Origin of the sequence: Streptomyces katrae (assembly GCF_000717655.1) — a bacterium.
GTDB classification, from domain to species: Bacteria; Actinomycetota; Actinomycetes; order Streptomycetales; family Streptomycetaceae; genus Streptomyces; species Streptomyces katrae_B.
Genome location: NZ_JNZY01000020.1, coordinates 1 through 16,692, shown reverse-complemented (window position 1 = coordinate 16,692; position 16,692 = coordinate 1). Strand labels below are relative to the sequence as shown.

Here is a 16,692-nt window from a genome sequence, read left to right as displayed (position 1 = left end):
CCTCTTGTCGGGGCGCCCCCCGTTGAGCGCTATGAAGTCACCGGGCGCAGCCGGACCTTGACCTTGACCCGCCCCTGGACGTCGGGCAGCCGGACGGTGAGACCGTCGGCGTCGAAGTCCCGGTACGGCTTCTCGTCGATCTCGACGGACGCGATCTGCACCGAGCCCGCGGGCAGCAGGTCGGGCGAGACGCGCAGCACGCGGTCGGGCAGGTCGGTCGGGTCGGGCTTGAAGTGGAAGTCCATTTCCCGCCCGTTGATGAGCAGGTTGTTGTAGACGGCGGACAGGTAGCAGAGCTCCGCCGAGTGGTACATGGACATCGAGTGGCTGCCCTTGAGCCGCTCCGTGCCGAGCAGGTACGGCGTACCGCTGGCGAGCACGTTGAAGTAGACGGCTCCCTCGTCGTGGTCGAGGAAGAACGTGTTGTAGAAGGCCTCCGCCTGCCGGGCCTCGCGCAGGAAGGCGTCGCCCCCGACCGTGCCGTTCAGGATGAGGTAGGCGAGGATCGCCTGCTCCTGCTGCCACCAGGCCTTGCGGTCGTGCCAGGCGAAACGATACGCCTCCTGGTCCCCGTCCTTCACACGCTCCACGACGTCGTACCAGCCGCCGCGCTGGACGTCGCTGCCGACCGCCGGCATGATCTCGCCGATCTTCTTGGCGAGCTCCTCGTACGCCGGCTTGGCCTTCAGCGAGTTCATCCGCATCAGGTTCCAGGCGATCTTCAGGTTGTGCCCGACGACCGCGCGGTTCTGCTGCCAGCTGTGCGCGGTGTCGTGCGACCAGTCGCGGAAGAAGCGCTCCTGGACGAACGGGCTGTTCTTGTAGTCCGGGAACTTGTCCGCGATGGTGTCGAAGGTGTACTCGAGGAAGTCGGCGTACTTCTGCTCGCCGGTCGCCAGGTACAGGTTGATCAGGTACGCGGGCGCGTGGTCGCCGACCGAGTTCCAGTTCTTGCGCTCGGCGTTCTCGCCGAGGGACTCGTGGTCCGCGCTGAACAGGATCGGGTCGATGTGCGAGTAGTAGCCGCCCTGCTCGCGGTCCAGGAAGAACTTGTCGAACAGGCGGATGGTGGCGTCCGCGTCGTTCTTGATCCGGATGTCACCGGTGATGCGGTACGTCTGGATCGGGCCGGCCAGCGCGTAGATCTGCTCGTACATCGGGATCGCGTCGTAGTCGTCGGAGAACTCCGAGGTGAACAGCTTGCGCTCGCTGTCCCCGTCGACGCTGATGCCGTGGTACCAGAAGACCACGTCCTCCTCGCTGTCCACGACCCGCATGTGCTTGCGCAGGTACTCGGTGCCGCGCTCGGCGACCTCGAGGTACTCGTCCTTGCCGGTCAGCAGGTAGGCCGAGGCCATGCCGTAGACCAGGCGGGAGATCGTGTCGGTCTCCTGGACGTGGCTGGCGGTCTTGTCGCCGCCGAGCCGGATCTCGGTGCGGTACTCGGTGAAGTCCACCGGGCCCTCGCCGAACTGCGCCCGCTTGTAGAAGTCGGCCAGCGACTCGATCTGCTTGACCCACCAGCTGGCCTCCTCGAACCGGTAGTCCTCGGCGCCGCGGCCCAGGAACACCAGGCGCTTCGCCTCGAAGCGGCCCCCGTGCTCCGGGTAGTGGACGCCGTAGACGAAGAGGAACCGGCCCGGCGAGAGCATCTCGTCGATGTGCCCGGAGGCGTCGATGTACGGCTCGTCCAGGTTGCGGACCAGCTCGGCACTCGGGTCCCCCGCGAGGGAAACGTCGAACTCGCGGCCGTCCGAGGTCTTCAGCCGCAGCACGCGGGACTCGGAGTCGAAGCGGCCGACGTAGCCCGCGATGGTGTCGGAGAAGGAGAAGCTCACGGCGTCCGCCATGTCATGCACCGTCCTTGTCGTGTGAGCGGTCGTCCTCGAATCCCTGACTGACCTCGACGATCACCCCGTCGGGATCGCGGACCCACACGGTCCGCCAGCCGCAGATGAAGTCGTCGAAGTCCAGCGGGCCCAGGGTCACTTCGGCCGCGTCGCCCAGCTCCGCCAGGAACGCGTCCACGCTGTCGGTCTGAAAGGCCAGGTGGCGCATCCGGCCCGGGGCCTGCGGCCCGTCGTCGTGCGCCTGGCGGGCCGGTTCGGTGCCGGCCGCGAAGAGCTCCAGGTACGCGTCACCGCGGCGCAGGAACACGATCTGCGCCTCCCCGAGATCGACCACCCTGGCCCGGGTGAAGCCGAAGTACCGGGTGTAGAACTCCTCGGTGGTCTTCTGGTCCGTGCAGTTCAGGCCCACGTGCGACCAGACCATCCCGGCCATCAGGCGGCCCCCCGGCCCCGCCCCGCCGCGATCAGCTCGATGATCCGGCGGGCGAAGAGGTGGTGGTGGGCGCCGGTGCGGCCGGTGACCAGGTCACCGTCGACCACCACGTCCTCGTCGACGTACTCGCCGCCCATGTTGCGGACGTCGCCGATGAGGTTGTTGTGGCAGACCACCTTGCGGCCGCGCACCTTGCCCGGGATCGAGGAGGCCAGCCACATGCCGTGGCAGATGATCCCCTTGAGGACCGTCGGCTCCTCGAAGGCCCGGCGCAGCAGCTCGGTCGCCGGCGCGAGGACGTCGACGTCCTCGGTGTAGCGCAGCCGGTCGGCCACCATGCCCGAGGGCACGATGATCGCCGCGTACCGGCGCAGGTCCTCGTCGCTCAGCCCCTCCAGGGACTTGTCGGCGGTGAACGGCGCCCGGTACTCGTGCCCGGAGAAGGTGATGGAGTCGTTGCCCCACAGCCGGGTCAGGAAGTCGACCTCGGCGCCCTCCTCGGCGAACCGGTGCTGGTAGTAGAAGATCTCCGGCTCGTAGAAGTCGCTCTCGACCAGGACCGCGATCCGGGTCCCGCTCAGCGCACCCTCGCGCAGTACGACGTCAGGCACGGGACACCCCCCTCAGGAAGTCCGCCGCGCGCTCGGCGATCATCGCGATGGCGGTGTGGCAGTTGCCCGACGGGACCGCGGGCATCACGCTGGCGTCGACGACGCGCAGGTTGCGTACGCCGTGCACGCGCAGCTCGGGGTCGACGACCGAGAGGTCGTCGATGCCCATGCGGCAGGAGCCGGCCTGGTGGTGGTAGCTCTCGGACTTCTGCTGCGCGAAGGTCCGCAGGTCCTCGTCGGTGCCGTAGCCGGGACCGGGCTGGAGCTCCTGCTTGTACCAGGGCGAGAAGGCCGAGGTCGCGAAGATCTCGCGGGCCAGCTTGATGCCCTGCACCATCCGCTCGAGGTCCCACCGGTCGCCCAGGTAGTTCGGGTTGATCAGCGGGTGGGCCAGCGGATCGGCGCTCGCGAGCCTGATCCAGCCGCGCGAGACGGGCCGTACGACACCGGGCAGGATGCTCACCGTGTTCGGGTGGTCCTTGCCGACGATCACGTCGAACGGCACGTGGACGAAGGCGATCTGCAGGTCGGGCGCGGGCAGACCGGGCTGGGACGAGAGGAACAGAGCGCTCTCCGACAGGTTCTGGGCCGGCGGCGGGAGTTCCTGGGTGACCTCGGCCATCAGCCCGGTCAGGACGTGGTTGTGGAAGTTCTCGCCGACCCCGGGCAGGGCCGCGACCGTCTCGATGCCGTGCTCGCCCAGCTGCTCGGGGTTCCCGATGCCGGAGAGCAGCAGCAGCTTCGGGGACTCGATCGCCCCGGCGGCCACGATCACCTCGCGGCGGGCCCGTACGGAGTGCAGTCCGGGCTCGGCGGTGGCGCTGTGGCCGTCGCGCACGGTCCGGCCGGGGAATTCGGCGGGCGGTGCGAGCTGCATGTACTCGACGCCCGTGCAGGTGTCGCCGTCGAAGAGCAGCCGGGTGCTCTGGGCGCTGGTGCGCAGGGTCAGGTTGGGTCGCTCCAGCGCCGGCTCCAGATAGGCGGCGAGGGTGCCCTGGCGGCGCCCGTCGGCCACGTCGATGTGGTGCCAGCCGGTGCCGAAGAGGCCGCGACGGGGCCCGTCGGTGTTGAAGTCGGCGATCTCCTGGTGGCCGAGTTCGACGGCCGCGTCGATGAAGGCGCGGGAGACCGGGTTGGGGCCGTGCTGCCCGGCGTTGGTGATGCGCTGCGGGCCGCGGGTGCCGGTGGTGGGCGCGATGGCGTCCTCCTGGCCCTCCAGGAGGGCGAAGTACGGCAGGACGTCCTCGTACCCCCAGCCGGCGGCGCCCTGGTAGGCCCAGTTGTCGAAGTCCGAGGCGTGGCCCCGGATGTGCATCATGATGTACAGGTTGCTGCTGCCGCCGGGTGCCTTGCCGCGCGGTTCGTACGTACGGCGCCCGTCGAGCCCGGGCTGCGGGACGCTGGTGTAACCCCAGTCGACGGGCCCGCCGAGCAGCTTGTACCAGGAGGACGGGTCGTCCACCTCGGGCGGGATGCGGTTGCCGCCCGCCTCCAGGACCAGGACGGAGAGGTCCGGGTCCTCGGAGAGCCGGTTCGCGAGGACGCTGCCCGCGGTGCCGGATCCCACGATGACGTAGTCGTACTCTTCTCTCTCGGCGATCGCCACGAGTCGGCCTCCCTCAGCCCTGGCCCAGCACCTGGAAGGGGACGGTGTCGTGGTAGTTCGCCATGTAGGCGATCTTTCCGTCCACGATCCGGAAGAAGTTCATGACCTCGGCCTCGATCGCCTCGCCGGAGGCGCTGACGGCGCTGAGGTGGGAGACGGCCGCGGCCTTCTCCCCGTCGACGAGGAAGTGCACGGGCTTGTTCCGGAAGACGCGGTACATCGTCCCCATGCCCTTCATCATCGAGCGCAGGACCTCCAGGCCCTCGATGTGTCCGGCGAGCTGCTCGTCCATGACCTGGTCCTCGGCGAACAGGTCGCACCAGCGGTCCCAGTCGCCGGCGTTGGCGTACTCGTAGTACTTCTCAAGGATCCGTCGTGCGTCCACAGCGCTCATCGCGCTCCTCCCCCTATCGGTCCCGGCGGGTTCCGTCGGGCGCGAACGGCGCCCAGAACTGGCTGAATGCGGTCGCCGAGTCCCCGAAGAGCCCGTCACGGCCCTCGACGATCCGGCCGTCCCGCCACCGCATGAAGTGGAAGACCGGGTAGTCCATCCGCTCGTACGGCGACCGGCTCCCCTGGTCCGCGCCGTCGCGCAGGGCGACGTTGCGGCAGACGTCGGCGCTGCAGTCCTCGCCGACGAGGACGGACTGGATGTCCATGCGGAAGGTGCCGCCCGTGAGCTTGTGGGTCTGCCCCATCAGCTCCAGGAAGGCGTCCAGGCTCTCGTACCAGCCGGCCAGCGGGTGGTTGCCCGGCACCAGCCACCGCAGGTCCTCGGAGTAGTACTCGAGGATGCGGGCGCGGTCGCCTGAGCCGAGGGCGGCGTACGCCGCCTCGACCCGCTCCCGTGTCACTTCGGTCATCGTCGCTTCTCCTTCGCCGGTGCCCGTGTTCAGAGCGAGCCGGAACCGGGCATCGGGGCCAGGTCGTTGACGGTGTACTGCTGGATCAGCGGTCCGTCGGGACCGGCCACGACCGTCCAGGTCTGGTCGGCGTCGAAGCCGAGCCACTGGCTGCGGGCCGCCGGCGGGTCCCAGATCTTGGCCTGCCAGTTGACGAGGACCCGGACGATCGCCCGGTCGCCCTCGATGACGGGCTCCACCTTGGTGACGGTGTGGACCTCGTCGAAGAAGCGGTTCGTGACCGCCGCGTACCAGCGGCCGAAGCCCTGGTGTCCGAGGAAGGTGTCCTCGGGGACCTTGAACTCCAGGTCCTCGGTGATGAGCGGGAGCACCCGGTCCAGCGGAAGGTGCTGGTCCAGGGCCACGTACCAGTTCTCCGCGAAGGTGCGGATCGCTTCCTCGGTCAGCCGCTCGGCGGGCATGCGGTCTCCTTCTGTCCGTGGTGGTGTGCTGTGCGCTGGGTCTGGGGCGCAGCGGTGCGTCAGATCTGTACGTCGACGAGGAAGGGACCGGGGTGGTCGAGCATCCGGGCCACGGCGGCGACCGCCTCGTCCGGCTTCTCCACCCGCATCCCCTCGGCGCCGAGCGCCCGCGCCAGCCCGGCGAAGTCGATCTCGGGGTGGGAGAGGTCGAAGGAGCCCGGGAAGCCGTGCTCCGGGATGTCCCGCTCCCGCCAGTACTGGGCGATGTTGTCGTCGAGCAGCCGGTACTTGCGGTTGTTGCAGACCACGAACTTGGCGTCGATGCCGTGCCGGACCGCGGTCCACAGCGCCTGGTACGTGTACATCGACCCGCCGTCGCCCGCGAACCCGACGACGAGGCGGTCCGGACGGGCCAGCTTGGCGCCGACCGCCCCCGGGAAGCCCACGCCGAGCGAACCGCCCCGGGTGAGGTGGTAGTCGCCGGGCCGCTCCGGCGGCAGGTACCGGGTGACCAGCGGCGAGGTGGTCAGTGCCTCGTCGAAGACGATCAGGTCCCCGCCGGTCCGCTCGGCCAGGGTCCGCAGGAAGACGGCCATCGGCGTGCCGTCCTGCTCGGCCTCCCCCGACCGGGCGGACAGTGCCCGCTCACGGGTGCGGGTGTCGAGCCGGGCGGCCGCGGCCGCCCGCCGCTGCGGGGTCAGCAGGCGTTCGAGCACGCCGGCCAGCGCGCGCAGCGCCTGCCGGGGGTCGGCGGCCAGGCCGAGGTCCACCGGGTGGTTCTTGGCGATCTCGTACGCGTTCAGGTCGATGTGGACGACCTTCGCGCCGGCCCGGAAGGGGCTCTCCAGCTCGGGGAACACCTCCGGGAAGACATAGGTGCCGACGATCAGCACCCCGTCCGCGTCGGCGACGAGCTCCTTGCTGTGCGGGCCGAACATGTGGCCCGTCTGGCCGCGGCGCAGCGGGTGCGAGGCCGCGATGTTCACCTCGGACGAGTCCACCTCGTACACGTCGGCGCCCAGCAGCTCGGCGACGGCGACCAGTTCGCGCTGGGCCCCGGAGAGCGAGACCCCGTCACCGACGAGGACCACGGGCCGCTCCGCGGAGGCGAGCAGCTCGGCCGCCCGTCCCACCGAGGCGGACGAGGGCGCAACGTCCGTGAGGGGCACCGCGGCGGGCAGGACGGGCTCGGAGTTCAGCTCGTCCAGCACGTCCATCGGCAGCGCCACGAACACCGGGCCGCGCGGCGGGGTCAGGGCGATCTTGACCGCCCGGCGGATGGTGCGCAGTACGGAGTGCCGGTCGGTGACCCGCGTCGCGTACTTCGTCACCGGCTTCGCCATCGCCACCAGGTCGGACGCCATCTGCGCGTCCATCGCGTCGTAGCGGACCCCGGCGTCGCCGGCGACCACGACGAGCGGGGTGTGGCCGCGCAGCGACTGGTAGAGCATCCCGATGCCGTTGCCCAGCCCCACTCCGGAGTGCAGCTGGAGCAGGGCCGCGCCGCCGGTGGCCCGGGCGTAGCCGTCGGCGATGCCGGCGGCCACGGTCTCCTGGAGGGCGAGGACGTACGAGAAGTCCTCCGCCGCGTCCACCGCGTCGAGGAATCCCTGTTCCACCGTCCCCGGATTTCCGAACATCACATTCAGGCCGTCGGCCTTGAACTGCTCGATCAGCCTTTCCCGTCCGGGAGTGGCTTCCATGAATTCCCCCTCATTCTCACGGTCTCCGGATCACGGGTTTCCGGATCACGGGTTTCCGGATCACGGGTTTCCGGATCACCACCCGTAGCGGGTGAGGCCTTCCTCCAGGACTTCCACGATCTTCTGCCCCGTGAGATACGAGTCGGGTGTGGAACGGCCGGTCACGAACGGGTAGTCGACAATCACCGAGAGCGGGTGGCCGAAGTTCCCGTGGTACGCCCCGCGCGGGCCGGTCGCGTCGCGCAGGATGTACTCCAGCGGGTACGGCGGGGGGCCCATGTTGAAGTCGGTACCGAGGAATCCGGTTCCGTCCTTGTAGTCGTACTCCTTGCAGTGGCCGGTGACGTGCTTGCCCCAGATGATGCTCTTGCGGTCGCCCCAGTCCCGGGCGAAGGCCAGGCAGGCCACGCCGTAGCACTCGGCCGCCACGACCTTGCCGGCCTTCTTGAAGGCCAGGATCAGGGCGTGCACGCGCTCGTTGTTGGCGAGGTCGACGATGGGCCCGCTGCCGCCGACGATGAGGACCGCGTCGTAGCCGGCGATGTCGGCCTCGAGCTTGTCCAGGTCGCGGTGGTACTGCTCGAGCTTGCGCAGATAGCCCCCTTCGCTCGTGTACGGGCGCTCGGGGACCCACGCCTCGATGTCGAGCGGGGAGTCCAGCCGGCTCGACTGCTCGAACTCCCGGCCCAGTCGGGCGTTCTCCTCGGTGGTGACCGACCGTCCCAGTGGAGGATCGATGAAGTTCGCGTCGAGGCTCGGCGGAAGAGCGTGGGCACGCTTTCCGGTCGGCGTGGCGAATACGACTTCGTAGCCCCGCTCATCGAACTTCGATACGGGGCCTATCAGTTCTTCGGCCCAGTAACCGTGTTCGGAGACAATGACCAGAATCTTTCTGCTCACGGATTCCTCCAGGCGCCGCCTGTTGTCGTTGGCGTGACCCACACTGCTTGCGCCCGGAGCCTGCGTCAAAGCGCCCGTATGCGACTTCGTGAGGTAGGAAGGCAGGTCGCACGGGCACCTCACGTAGTCGCTGCCGGAGGTCATGAAGTAGCCGCGGGACTTCCTGACTTCGGCCGAATCAGTGAACCATTACCGGGGCACCGCCCTATGGTCTGGACGCTCCGTGAATCACGGGTGCGCGAAGGACCGAGGAGAGGGACGGGGACGATGACGACGGACCTGTTGTGCACACACATCGATCAGATACGTCCGGTGAAGCCAGGCACCGAGGGCTGCGAGGAGTGCCTCGCCCTCGGCGACACCTGGGTGCACCTGAGGATGTGCCTCAGCTGCGGGCACGTCGGATGCTGCGACTCCTCCAAGAACCGCCACGCCACCAAGCACTACCGCAGCAGCGAGCACCCCATCGCCGCGTCGCACGAGCCCGGTGAGACCTGGGCCTGGTGCTACGCCGACAAGCTGATGCTGGACGCGGCATGAGTGCGGCCCCGGAGAGCGCCACCGTCCACGCCGCCACCCCCGCCACCGGGGCCGCGGCGGAGCGCGCGGAGAGCAGGAAGCCCGTCATCCTGGCCGTGGACGACGATCCGCAGGTGCTGCGGGCCGTGCGCCGCGACCTGCGCAGCGCCTACGGCGACCGCTACCGGGTGCTCGGCGCGTCCTCTGCCGCCGACGCCCTCAAGATCCTGGACTCCCTCGACGAGCGGGGCCACGACCCGGCGCTGTTCCTCGTGGACCAGCGGATGCCCGACGTGACCGGTGTCGAGTTCCTCCTCGAGGCCGTCAGCCGCTTCCCCGACGCCCGCCGGGTCCTGCTCACGGCGTACGCGGAGACCGACGCGGCGATCACCGCCATCAACCGGGTCCGGCTGGACTACTACCTGCTCAAGCCGTGGGACCCGCCGCACGAACGGCTCTTCCCGGTCCTGGACGACCTGCTCTCCGACTGGCTGGCCACCTACCGCCCCGCGTACGACGGCATCATCGTCGCCGGCCACCTCGTCTCCCCCGGCACCCACGCCGTCCGGGACTTCTTCACCCGCAACGGCCAGCCGTTCCGCTTCCTCAACGTCGAGCGGGACCCGGAGGCCCTGACCCTGATCGCGGCCCAGCCCGACGCGGCGCTCCCCCTCGTCCGCTTCCCGGACGGAACGGTGCTCTCCGCGCCGTCCGACACCGCGCTCGCCCAGCGGCTGGGGCTGGCCACCACCGCCTCCCGCCCGCACTACGAGTGCGTCATCGTCGGCGCGGGCCCCGCGGGCCTGGCGGCCGGCGTGTACGCGGCTTCGGAGGGCCTCTCGACGCTGATGCTGGACTCCCGCGCCCCGGGCGGCCAGGCCGGCACCTCCAGCCTGATCGAGAACTACCTCGGCTTTCCCTCGGGCCTCTCCGGTGGTGACCTGACCCGCCGGGCCACCATCCAGGCCTCCCGCTTCGGCGCCGAGATCCTGCACCCGGTGGAGGTGGTCTCGCTGACCCGGGACGACCCGGCGAAGATCCTGATCCTGGCCGACGGCACGGAGATCAGCGCCGAGACGGTGCTGCTGGCCACCGGGGTCTCGTACAACCGCCTGGAGGCCCCCGGCGCGGACCGCTTCGAAGGCGCCGGGCTCTACTACGGCGCGGCGACCACCGAGAGCTCGGCGTGCATCTCGCAGCACGTGTTCATCGTGGGCGGCGCGAACTCGGCCGGCCAGGCGGCGGTGCACTTCGCCAAGTACGCCGCCAAGGTGACCATCCTGGTCCGGGCGGATTCCCTGGACGCGAGCATGTCCCGCTATCTGATCGACGAGATCGACCGCACCCCCAACATCGAGGTCAGGGTCCGTACGACGGTGGTCCGGCTGGACGGCGACGAGCACCTGGAGAAGCTGACCCTCCACGACTCGACGACGGGTGAGGACACGGAGGTCCCGGCCCGCTTCATGTTCACCTTCATCGGCGCCCGGCCGCACACAGACTGGCTGTCGGGCGTGGTCGAACGCGACGAGTACGGCTTCGTGCTCACCGGGTCCGACCTGATCGCGAACGGCGGCGAACTCCCTGCGGAGTGGAGCCTGGAGCGCGCCCCTTACCCGCTGGAGACCAGCGTCCCGGGCGTCTTCGCGGCCGGTGACGTCCGGGCTCACTCGGTCAAGCGCGTGGCCTCGGGCGTGGGCGAGGGCGCGATGGCGGTCTCGCTGATCCACCGCTACCGGTCGATGGGCTGAGGGCGCCGGGCGGGGGGCGCTGGGCCGAGGGGCTGGGCTGAGAGCGAACGCGAATCCCTTGCGATCAAGCGGCTGCCGGATGCAACGTTGATTACATGATTACACCCGAGCAGAGCGAGCAGCTTCGCAAGTGGTTCGCGGACCGCCTTCCGGTGGACGTGTACGAGTCCCTGGTCGACGTGGCGGTCGACCGCGAGGAGATCACGGTCGTCGGAGCCATCCCGGCGACCGAGTCGGTCAAGGAGTTCCGCGAGCGCACCCGCGAGCAGCGCATCGAGGTCGCACGGGAGGCGGAGGAGCTCTACCGCCGCAAGGTCGCCTGGGCCGTCCAGTCCGGCGACGACCGCGTCCTGTTCACGCACCTGGCGGTCCCTGTGATGACGCGCCTGCGCCAGCCGGAGCGCCAGGTCCTCGACACGCTGGTCGCGGGCGGCGTCGCCCGCAGCCGGGCCGACGCCCTCGCCTGGTGCGTCCGCCTCGTCGGCCGCAACACGGACGAGTGGCTGACCGAGCTCCGCGACTCGCTGGCGAAGGTCCAGCAGGTCCGCGCGGCCGGCCCCGATATCCCGGACTCCCAGAAGTCTGGGTCGGAATGACGAAAGCCCTCCCCACCCGGGCATGATCACGCAAGTCTGACAGCGAGCCGGCCGGCAACCGGCATCAGGCACTCGATCGCAGGGAGAGGCACGCCCCATGACCACCACCGTCGAATACATCCGCTACCGGATCGCATTGGACGACCAGCAGGCCTTCGAGGACTCGTACCGCCAGGCCGCTGAGGCCCTGGCCGCGTCACCCGAGTGCATCGACTACGAGCTGGCCCGCTGCGAGGAGGAGAACGACCGGGAGCGCTACATCCTCCGCATCCGCTGGACGTCGGTCGACGCCCACCTCAACGGATTCCGCAAGGGCGAGCACTTCCCGGCGTTCTTCAGCGCGATCCGCCCGTACGTGAAGGCCATCGAGGAGATGCAGCACTACCGCGTCACCGACGTGGCCGGCCCCGGAAAGGCCGCACCCCAGTCATGAGCACCACGCCCGGCACCACTCCCACCATCTACGAGTGGATGGGCGGAGCGGAGGCGATGAACCGCCTCACGGACGCCTTCTACGCGCACGCCCTGCAGGACGAGATCCTGGCCCCCGTCTTCGCGGGCATGGACTCCGAGCACCCCCGGCACGTCGCCGTCTGGCTGTCGGAGGTCTTCGGCGGCCCGGCGCAGTACACGGCCCACCACGGCGGCCACCAGCACATGGCCACCAAGCACCTGGGCCGCGGCATCACCGAGAAGCAGCGCCGCCGCTGGGTGGACCTGCTGATGGACACGGCCGACGAGGTCGGCCTGCCGACGGACCCGGAGTTCCGAGCGGTGTTCGCGTACTACATCGAATGGGGCACCCGCATGGCCCTGATCTACTCGGGCCCCAACCCCCCACCGGTGGACGCGGCGAAGATCCCGGTCTGGTCCTGGGGCCAAACACCCCCGTGGATCCCGAAGGGCTAGTGCCCTGTGGGGGCGGAGGCCAAGCCTCCGCCCCCACGGTCATCTCCGGTCCTCACCCCGCGGGCGGCGGCTCGGCCAGAAGCACGGCCAACGCCCCGTCCTCGGCGTCGCGCCAGTACTCCAGCGCCCCCTCCAGGACTTCCTGCAGCGTCTCCCAGTCCCCCGGCCGCGCCCCCGCGTACGAGGACCACGACGTCACCACCACCAGCCGCCCCGGCACCTGCGGCAGCCACGACAAGTCGATCAGCGCATCGGCCAGCGCATCCCAGTTCCCGCCGAACCACGCCGGCACGGCCAACGCCGCTCCCCACCGCCGCATCAGCTCGGCCTTGCTGCGTACGCCGGCCAGGTCCACCCGGAGGGTCGTCCAGCCCGCCTTCTCGGCGGCAGCCACCGCCGGGGCGGGCGGCTGCGGGTCCAGGGTCATCGCAGAACCGCCTTGAAGGTGTCGTAGTGGTCGTCCGTGTAGAAGAACTCCCCACCCTCACCGGTCACGATCCGCCGGGCCCCGCGGTCGCGCTCACCCGGGGTCTTCACCGTGAACTCGTGGTAGTAGCCGCGCTTCTGCTGCGGCAGGACCTTCTCGAAGTTCCCGAAGACGGTCCCGTCCTGCCGGTACGGATAGGGGCCGCCCTTGTCGATGAGCACGAGCACGTCCCGCGCCTGCGAAGGCAGCGCATCGGCCCGTACGGTGGTCATCCCCTTGGCCCAAACGGGCGCAGGGGCATCAGCCCCCGAACTCACCCCGGCCGCGGCGGACGGCGCGGCCTTCTCCCCACCGCACCCCGCCACGCCGACCAGCGCGACGCAAAGGAACACCGCCCCCACGACGCAACGCAGCAACGACCGGGGCACGTCCCTGAAGATCATGCACCGATCGTGCCAAATATCCGATTCGCCCGCGAATCGCGTGGTAACGGTCTCCGCGACGGCGGCACCCTCAGAGTGCGGACATCTTGGTGTAAGGGCTCAGAATTCTCTTCTGGACCGACCCGAAGTCGACCAGGACAGCGATCCCCTCCTCGATACCGACGACACGGCCGAGGCCGTGCTCATCGTGAGAGACCCGGTCGCCGACGCTGAACTGCCGGAGCGGCGGTTCCACGGGGGCCTTGAACGGGCTGGACGGCAAATGGCGGCGAGGTACTGCTGACTTTGTCATTGAGACCAGTATGCGCCCCGCAGGCCGCCGCACGGCCCGCTGTTCGGATCTCAATTGCGGCACCATCCGCCTCACGGCGTCCCACGACGCCCGCCGCGGGACCCGCCGCCCCGGATCAGTCGTCCGGGTCGGCCCGCTCCAGCGCCGGCCTCAGCCCAGGGGCCGACTCGGTGAGCAGGTAGTCCGCGACCGCCGTGTCCGTGACCAGGCTGGTCACCAGGCCGGACCGGAGCACCGCCCCGATCGCCGAGGCCTTGCGCAGCCCGCCGGCGATCGCCACGACCTCGGGGATCCGGCGCAGCCGGTCCGCCTCGACGGTGATGCAGCGCTCACCCAGGTCCCGTCCGACGCGCCGACCCTCGGAGTCGAACAGGTGGGCGGACATTTCGGCGGCGACACCCAGGGAGGCGTAGTGCGCCCGCTCCTCGTCCGTGAGCATGTCGTGGACGGTCGAGATCCCCGGCTCCCAGGACCCGATCGAGACCGCCGCGACGGTCACCTTGTCGAAGTACTCGAAGGCCCGGGCGATTCCCGTCTGGTTCCGCAGCGCGGCCGCGGTCGCCGGGTCGGGGAGCAGCATCGGCGCGTAGATCGGGTGCGCGTCGCCGCCCGAGACCTGGGCGGCCCGCCGTACGGCCTCCACGGACCCGCGCTCGGCCGTACCGGCGTCGTACACGCCCGTCAGCTGCACCACGGTGCACTGCGGGAGCCGGTGCAGGGAGGCGGCCATGTGGATGGTCGACCGCCCCCAGGCCAGGCCCAGTACGTCGCCCTCGTTGACCAGCTCGCCGAGCAGGTCGGCGGCGACCGCGCCCAGGTTCTCCGGATCCGGCGCGTCCTCGGTCGCATCGGCCGGGGACTCGACCACCACGGCGTGCCGGAGCCCGTACCGGGCCCGCAGCGCGTCGGACCGCTCCGCATCGAGCTCGGCGGGCACCCGGATCTCGATCCGTACGAGGTCGCGCTCGAGGGCGGTCTCCAGGACCCGGGCCACCTTGAAGCGGCTCACGCCGAACTCCTCGGCGATCTGGATCTTGGACTTGCCCTCCAGGTAGAAGCGGCGGGCCATGGCCGCCGCCTGCACCAGCTCCGCGGGTCCCATCCGCAGGGCTGACCGTCCCGCCGACATTGCAGACACCGCGTTCTCCTCACTGCTGTTCACACTCTCGACTCGCCGTTCATCCTGTCAGATCCGGCGGCCGTTGATCAGCCTGGACAGCTTCCGTTCACCGAGCTGTTCACCAACCCTTGTCTCAGTGGTCGCAGGCCCAGGGCGCCGCGGCGATCGCGACGTCCGCCTGCTCCCGCAGGGTACGCACGGCGGCGGCGGGGTCGACCGCCCCGTAGACCGCGCTCCCCGCGACGAACACGTCGGCGCCGGCCTCGGCGCACCGCTCGATCGTCGAGGCCGAGACCCCGCCGTCGACCTGGAGCCACAGCTCCAGACCGTGCTTGGCGATCAGCTCCCGAGTACGGCGGATCTTGGGGAGCATGATGTCGAGAAAGGGCTGGCCGCCGAAGCCCGGCTCGACCGTCATGATCAGCAGCATGTCGAGCTCGGGGAGGATGTCCTCGTACTGCTCGATCGGCGTGGCGGGCTTGAGCGCCATCGACGCCCGCGCCCCCTTGGCCCGGATCTCCCGGGCGAGCCGCACGGGCGCGGCGGCGGCCTCGGCGTGGAAGGTGACCGACCCCGCTCCGGCCTCGACGTACTGCGGGGCCCAGCGGTCCGGGTCCTCGATCATCAGGTGCAGGTCCAGCGGGATGTCCGTGGCGCGGCTCAGGGACTCCACGACGGGCATACCGAGGGTGAGGTTGGGGACGAAGTGGTTGTCCATGACGTCGACATGCAGCCAGTCGGCCCCTTCCACGGCCTTCACCTCGTCGGCGAGGCGCGCGAAGTCGGCGGACAGGATGCTGGGATAAATCTGAGCGGCCATGCCCCAAGCCTGCCATGCCTCCGCGCAGTTCCGGCCACGACCCCGGAACTCGAGACGGACGTAGCGACGCTTAATCAATTCCGGAGAACAATTAACTTGTCCTTAGAGATCGTTTTCCGGCACGGTTCTCCGCATGACACCCGCCATCGAGACAGAGACCGAGACCGGGTCCGGGACCGCCGACCCCTCGCCCTGGCGCACGAAGGACTTCCGCACCCTCTTCTCCGCCACCACACTCAGCCAGCTCGGCTCCAACACCGGCCACGTTGCCGTCCCGCTGCTCGCCCTCACCGCCCTCGATGCCACCGCCGGCCAGGTCGGCACCCTCGCCGCGCTGTCCACCACCGCGTTCCTCCTCATCGGGCTGCCGGCCGGAGCCTGGGTGGACCGCCTGCGCACCCGCCGGGTCCTGATCGCCGCGGACCTCGCCCGCTCGGCGCTGTTCGCCTCCCTCCCCGTCGCCTGGTGGCTGGACGGGCTCACGCTCGCGCAGCTGTACGCGGTCGTGCTGCTCGGCGGCTGCGCCACGGTCTTCTCGGAGGTCGGCGCCCAGAGCGTGCTGCCCCGGCTGATCGGCCGCGCGGGGCTGGTCCGGGCCAATGCGGCCATCGTCACCCTGATGGCCGTCGCCAACATCGCCGGCCGCGGGGCGGGCGGAGCCCTGGTCGCCATCCTCTCGGCCCCCCTCGCACTGGCTTTCGCCTCGGCCGCGTACCTCGCCTCCGCGCTCCGCCTGACCCGCATAGATGCCACCCCGGCCCCGCCGGCCTCCGACCGGACACCGCTGCGGGCCCAGATCCGCGAGGGGCTGCGGCACGTACTGGGCCACCCCGAGCTGCGGGCCCTGGCACTCAACGCCGCCCTCAGCAACCTCGGCGGCGCGATCATCAACACCATGCTGCCGGTGCTGTTCGTACGGGAGCTCGGGCTGTCCCCGGCCACTCTCGGCCTCTTCTGGGCCACGGGCGGCGTGGGGCTGCTCCTGGGCGCCCGGCTGGCCCGGCCGTTCGCGGCCCGGGTGGGCTACGGCCGTGCGCTGGTCCTGAGCCTGACCCCGGCGACCCTGCTGGTACCGCTGCTGGACCGTGGGGTCTGGCTCTGGGTGGCGGGCGCGGGGTGGCTGCTGGCCATGATGAAGATCGGCTCGAACAACGTCCTGGCCGTCAGCCTCCGCCAGCACCTGACCCCGCACGCCCTGCTGGGCCGCATGAACGCCACCTTCCGCTTCATGCTGACCGGCGCCCTGGCCCTGGGCGCAGCCCTGTCGGGCCTCCTGACGGACCTCACGACCCTCCACACCACCCTCTGGACAGGAGCCACGATCATGGCCCTGGCCTGGCTCCCCCTGTCCCTGTCGCCGGTCAGGGGGCTGTCTCTTATACACATCT

General features: G+C 70.1%; 20 protein-coding genes. 6 read left to right on the top strand and 14 right to left on the bottom strand.

The features are described 5' to 3' along the window. Positions 1-29 precede the first annotated feature (29 nt). The 9 genes from IF09_RS0123455 to IF09_RS0123415 all read right to left on the bottom strand — a co-directional run bounded on the left by IF09_RS0123455 (position 30) and on the right by IF09_RS0123415 (position 8,427). The gene (locus IF09_RS0123455; protein ID WP_030298789.1) at positions 30-1,850 is read right to left on the bottom strand and encodes an AGE family epimerase/isomerase; all 1,821 of its coding nucleotides are present in this window, start codon (positions 1,848-1,850) and stop codon (positions 30-32) included. A 1-nt stretch (position 1,851) separates the two neighbouring features. Continuing rightward, positions 1,852-2,283, bottom strand: coding sequence for a VOC family protein (locus tag IF09_RS0123450; protein ID WP_030298787.1), 432 nt, complete (start codon positions 2,281-2,283; stop codon positions 1,852-1,854). Then, a complete protein-coding gene (locus IF09_RS0123445) occupies positions 2,283-2,894 on the bottom strand; it encodes a DJ-1/PfpI family protein (RefSeq protein ID WP_030298786.1) in 612 nt (203 codons plus the stop codon). Before IF09_RS0123445 ends, IF09_RS0123450 begins: the two co-directional genes overlap by 1 nt. Beyond that, positions 2,887-4,500, bottom strand: coding sequence for a GMC family oxidoreductase (locus IF09_RS0123440; RefSeq protein WP_030298785.1), 1,614 nt, complete (start codon positions 4,498-4,500; stop codon positions 2,887-2,889). The genes IF09_RS0123445 and IF09_RS0123440 overlap by 8 nt, the downstream gene beginning before the upstream one ends. 13 nt (positions 4,501-4,513) lie before the next feature. Continuing rightward, a complete protein-coding gene (locus IF09_RS0123435; protein ID WP_030298783.1) occupies positions 4,514-4,894 on the bottom strand; it encodes a nuclear transport factor 2 family protein in 381 nt (126 codons plus the stop codon). Positions 4,895-4,907: 13 nt separating this feature from the next. Further along, on the bottom strand, positions 4,908-5,363 hold the full coding sequence (locus IF09_RS0123430) for a nuclear transport factor 2 family protein (RefSeq protein ID WP_030298780.1): 456 nt from the start codon (positions 5,361-5,363) through the stop codon (positions 4,908-4,910). A gap of 29 nt (positions 5,364-5,392) precedes the next feature. Continuing rightward, on the bottom strand, positions 5,393-5,824 hold the full coding sequence (locus IF09_RS0123425; RefSeq protein ID WP_030298778.1) for a nuclear transport factor 2 family protein: 432 nt from the start codon (positions 5,822-5,824) through the stop codon (positions 5,393-5,395). A gap of 59 nt (positions 5,825-5,883) precedes the next feature. Beyond that, complete coding sequence (locus tag IF09_RS0123420; RefSeq protein WP_030298776.1) at positions 5,884-7,527, bottom strand: thiamine pyrophosphate-binding protein; 1,644 nt, start codon at positions 7,525-7,527, stop codon at positions 5,884-5,886. A gap of 75 nt (positions 7,528-7,602) precedes the next feature. Next, positions 7,603-8,427, bottom strand: coding sequence for a type 1 glutamine amidotransferase domain-containing protein (locus IF09_RS0123415; RefSeq protein WP_030298775.1), 825 nt, complete (start codon positions 8,425-8,427; stop codon positions 7,603-7,605). 267 nt (positions 8,428-8,694) lie between these two features. Between IF09_RS0123415 and IF09_RS0123410 the strand changes: the two genes are divergently transcribed. The 5 genes from IF09_RS0123410 to IF09_RS48245 all read left to right on the top strand — a co-directional run bounded on the left by IF09_RS0123410 (position 8,695) and on the right by IF09_RS48245 (position 12,202). Next, entirely contained in the window at positions 8,695-8,967 is a 273-nt protein-coding gene (locus tag IF09_RS0123410; protein ID WP_030298774.1) for a UBP-type zinc finger domain-containing protein, read from the top strand. Beyond that, positions 8,964-10,697: an FAD-dependent oxidoreductase gene (locus IF09_RS0123405; protein WP_030298773.1), complete on the top strand. Its 1,734-nt coding sequence runs from the start codon at positions 8,964-8,966 to the stop codon at positions 10,695-10,697. Before IF09_RS0123410 ends, IF09_RS0123405 begins: the two co-directional genes overlap by 4 nt. A gap of 95 nt (positions 10,698-10,792) precedes the next feature. Next, a complete protein-coding gene (locus tag IF09_RS0123400; RefSeq protein ID WP_030298771.1) occupies positions 10,793-11,293 on the top strand; it encodes a hypothetical protein in 501 nt (166 codons plus the stop codon). Between the two features lie 97 nt (positions 11,294-11,390). Next, positions 11,391-11,726: a putative quinol monooxygenase gene (locus IF09_RS48250; RefSeq protein WP_030157498.1), complete on the top strand. Its 336-nt coding sequence runs from the start codon at positions 11,391-11,393 to the stop codon at positions 11,724-11,726. After that, complete coding sequence (locus tag IF09_RS48245; RefSeq protein WP_030298769.1) at positions 11,723-12,202, top strand: group II truncated hemoglobin; 480 nt, start codon at positions 11,723-11,725, stop codon at positions 12,200-12,202. The genes IF09_RS48250 and IF09_RS48245 overlap by 4 nt, the downstream gene beginning before the upstream one ends. Positions 12,203-12,254: 52 nt before the next feature. On the opposite strand, the gene IF09_RS0123385 is transcribed toward IF09_RS48245, so the two are convergent. The 5 genes from IF09_RS0123385 to rpe form a co-directional block, all read right to left on the bottom strand. Beyond that, positions 12,255-12,629: a barstar family protein gene (locus tag IF09_RS0123385; RefSeq protein WP_037635782.1), complete on the bottom strand. Its 375-nt coding sequence runs from the start codon at positions 12,627-12,629 to the stop codon at positions 12,255-12,257. Further along, positions 12,626-13,072: a ribonuclease domain-containing protein gene (locus IF09_RS0123380; protein WP_030298767.1), complete on the bottom strand. Its 447-nt coding sequence runs from the start codon at positions 13,070-13,072 to the stop codon at positions 12,626-12,628. The genes IF09_RS0123385 and IF09_RS0123380 overlap by 4 nt, the downstream gene beginning before the upstream one ends. 70 nt (positions 13,073-13,142) lie before the next feature. Beyond that, the gene (locus tag IF09_RS0123375; protein ID WP_030157491.1) at positions 13,143-13,364 is read right to left on the bottom strand and encodes a CarD family transcriptional regulator; all 222 of its coding nucleotides are present in this window, start codon (positions 13,362-13,364) and stop codon (positions 13,143-13,145) included. 115 nt (positions 13,365-13,479) lie between these two features. Continuing rightward, the gene (locus tag IF09_RS0123370; protein ID WP_199828124.1) at positions 13,480-14,526 is read right to left on the bottom strand and encodes a sugar-binding transcriptional regulator; all 1,047 of its coding nucleotides are present in this window, start codon (positions 14,524-14,526) and stop codon (positions 13,480-13,482) included. 91 nt (positions 14,527-14,617) lie between these two features. After that, a complete protein-coding gene (gene rpe, locus IF09_RS0123365) occupies positions 14,618-15,304 on the bottom strand; it encodes a ribulose-phosphate 3-epimerase (RefSeq protein WP_030298765.1) in 687 nt (228 codons plus the stop codon). Positions 15,305-15,437: 133 nt separating this feature from the next. Here rpe and IF09_RS0123360 point away from each other — a divergent pair. Then, positions 15,438-16,692, top strand: a 1,255-nt coding sequence (locus tag IF09_RS0123360) for an MFS transporter (protein ID WP_051832761.1), incomplete at its 3' end; no start/stop codon positions are given.